We start from the raw sequence: 3,106 nt of genomic DNA, 5'->3' as shown, positions 1-3,106 counted from the left end.
GCACCCTTTCATGGTTTACTTGGATTCTCAGAAGTATTGGCTGAAGAACGTCATACACTGGATGATTCAAGTGTTCAGAATATTGCCGATTATCTCTGTGAAAATGCCAAGTCAACTTATAACTTGCTGGAAAGCCTGCTGACTTGGGCGATGGCTGAAGGTGGACGTTTCGTTTACCATCCGATCAACTTTGAGCTAAAACAGTCCAGCAAAATTGTTTGCGATGTACTCAAAAGCTTAGCATTGAATAAAAAAATCGACCTGATTGACCGCATTCCTGACGGAGTGAAAGTCAATGCGGATATCAACATGATTACTTCAGTGCTGCAAAACCTGGTCTCCAATGCACTGAAATTTACCCCAACCGATCAGCAGGGTCAGGTCATTTTGACTGCTGAAGCTGAAGACGAGCTGGTCAGAATCAGCGTGCAGGATACCGGTCTGGGCATGACTGAAGAACAGATGCAAAATCTGTTTAAGCCAAATCTGACAGTAAGTGTGAAAGGCACAGATAATGAAAAAGGCGCGGGTCTTGGTCTGGTATTGTGTAAGCGATTTGTCGATCTGAATCATGGTCAAATTTATGTCGACTCTAAAGAAGGTCAGGGTACGACCTTTAGTGTATTGTTGCCAAAAGCCACCAATGAACATCAGGCACTGGCACTTGCTGAACCGGCAGGTGCATTAAAAGAAAAAAATTAATTTCCGTCCAAGGCATTCACAGGGCTGCCAGTCACCTGTTATAACTAGAAAAAATCTTGCAGGTGACAAGGACTGGAAATGAATGACGTACAATTGCAGAAAACTTTAAGGGCAAGCCAATATGCCGAGCAGGTATTGTCCAGACACGCTGCCTTGCTGCAGCAGGACTATGCAGTTGACCATTTTCAGCATGCTTTAAGTACTGAACAAATCAAGCAATCTGTCACAGATACCCTTACCAATATTAGTGATGAAGAGCAATGGATGAGTACGTTACGTACTCTGCGTGCTCGCCTGATGTTTCGCTGGATCTGGCAGGATGCCAATCAACTTACGAATGTCATTACTCTCACTCGTGAACTTTCTGATTTTGCCGATGCCGCCATTTGTGCCGCCAAAGATTTTGCCCGTATTCCCTTGGTTGCAAAGTATGGCCAGCCGATTGGCTACAATGGAAAGGTGCAAGACTTAATTGTAATTGCTATGGGGAAACTGGGTGCTCAGGAACTCAATCTTTCTAGTGATATTGATCTGATTTTTGCTTTTGATGAGCAAGGGGAAACCGATGGGCGAAAATGTATTGATGTGCAGCAGTTTTGCATTCTGTGGGGACAAAAGCTGATCTACCTGTTAGATCATATTACCTCTGATGGTTTTGTCTTCCGTGTCGATATGCGCCTGCGTCCTTGGGGCGATGGTTCACCATTAGCAATTAGCCATGTCGCGCTGGAAAAATATCTCAGCCAGCATGGTCGTGAATGGGAACGATATGCCTGGATCAAGGCGCGGATTGTTAATCCAACGCCTGAGGGTGATGAGTTGCTAGAGATGACACGTCCATTCGTCTTCCGTCGCTATGTGGACTACAGTGCTTTCGCTGCTATGCGTGAAATGAAAGCGATGATCCAGCGCGAAGTACAGCGCCGTAATATTGAAGATGATATCAAGCTCGGAGCCGGTGGCATTCGCGAAGTCGAATTTATCGTGCAGGTGTTTCAGCTGATTTATGGCGGGGCCAAACTTGAATTGCAGGATCGGCAGTGTCTGGTGAATCTAAATCATCTGGATGATGCCGAGTTGCTGGATGAACAGGCGGTGCAGGATCTGGAAAATGCCTATTTATTCCTGCGCCGGGTTGAGCACGCGATTCAGGCACTGAATGATCAGCAAACGCAATCACTACCGACAGAGCCAGAGTTAAGGGCGCGTATAACGGACACACTTGGTTTTGCGGATTGGGACAGCTTTATGGCATATCTCAATGAGAAACGTGACAAAGTGATGTATCAGTTTGATCATTTAATCAAGGAAAATGGCCCAGATACCCTGGTTGAAAGTTTTTCCCAGCTGGAAAAAAAACTCAAAGAAGTATTGGATGAGAATGCGAAGAATCTCGTTCATGAGTTTTGGAATGGGCATGCCTTAAAAAAATTACCAGCCAAAGCAGTGCAACGTTTAAAAACTTTTTGGCCACATTTAATTGAAGCCGTTTTACAGTCAGATGATCCGCAGACAGCACTGGTACGACTGATGCCCTTGGTGGAATCGGTAATGCGCCGTACGGTATATCTGGTGATGTTAATCGAGAGTAAAGGGGCGTTACAGCGACTGGTGAAGATGGCCACGGTCAGCCCATGGATTTGTGAAGAACTGACTCATTATCCCGTATTGCTGGATGAATTCCTGTCGATGGATTTTGAATTGCCAAAACGTAAGGATCTGGAAGACTCCTTGCGCCAGCAACTGTTGCGCATTGAAATTGATCAGGTTGAAGACCAGATGCGGGTCTTACGCTTATTTAAAAAATCCAATGTGCTGGCCGTGGCTGCCAGTGATGTGCTGGCAGAAAGCTCGCTGATGAAGGTTTCCGATGCCTTGACCGATATTGCTGAAGTATCGGTCAATGCAGCGCTGCATCTGGCCTATCAGATTGTCGCAAAAAAGCATGGGTTTCCATTGGATGCACAAGGACAGCGCTGCTCAGTCGAGCATACTGCTTTTGCCGTATTGGGTTATGGCAAAGTCGGTGGCATTGAGCTGGGGTATGGCTCGGACCTAGATCTGGTGTTTATTCATTTTATGAATGAACAGGCAGATACTGACGGACTGAAACCAATTAGTGGCTTCGAATTTGCCATGCGTGTGGCGCAAAAGCTGATGTCGCTGATGACTACACAAACCTTGGATGGGCGGGTTTATGAAGTTGATACCCGCTTACGTCCTTCAGGGGAAGCAGGTTTATTAGTTACCAGTCTGAAAGCTTTTGAACAGTATCAGTTTAAGAGCGCCTGGCTCTGGGAACATCAAGCCTTGGTACGTGCCCGTCCAATCGCAGGGGAAATGAGTTTACGTAAAAAATTCGAGATATTGCGCTGTGATATCTTGACCCAAAAACGGGATATCG

The 3,106-nt window shown here is 45.9% G+C and carries 2 protein-coding genes; both read left to right on the top strand.

The window, feature by feature from the left end:
- Positions 1-702 (top strand): sensor histidine kinase (locus B4033_RS02970; RefSeq protein ID WP_286831983.1); only part of this gene is annotated, 702 nt, incomplete at its 5' end.
- A 78-nt stretch (positions 703-780) separates the two neighbouring features.
- On the top strand, positions 781-3,106 hold a 2,326-nt coding region (gene glnE / locus B4033_RS02965), incomplete at its 3' end, for a bifunctional [glutamate--ammonia ligase]-adenylyl-L-tyrosine phosphorylase/[glutamate--ammonia-ligase] adenylyltransferase (protein ID WP_286831981.1).

It is taken from the genome of Acinetobacter sp. UBA3132 (assembly GCF_002364825.1).
In the GTDB taxonomy this organism is placed as follows: domain Bacteria; phylum Pseudomonadota; class Gammaproteobacteria; order Pseudomonadales; family Moraxellaceae; genus Acinetobacter; species Acinetobacter schindleri.
The sequence above is the reverse complement of the archived record's forward strand: the minus strand, read 5'-3'. Positions and strand labels throughout refer to the sequence as shown.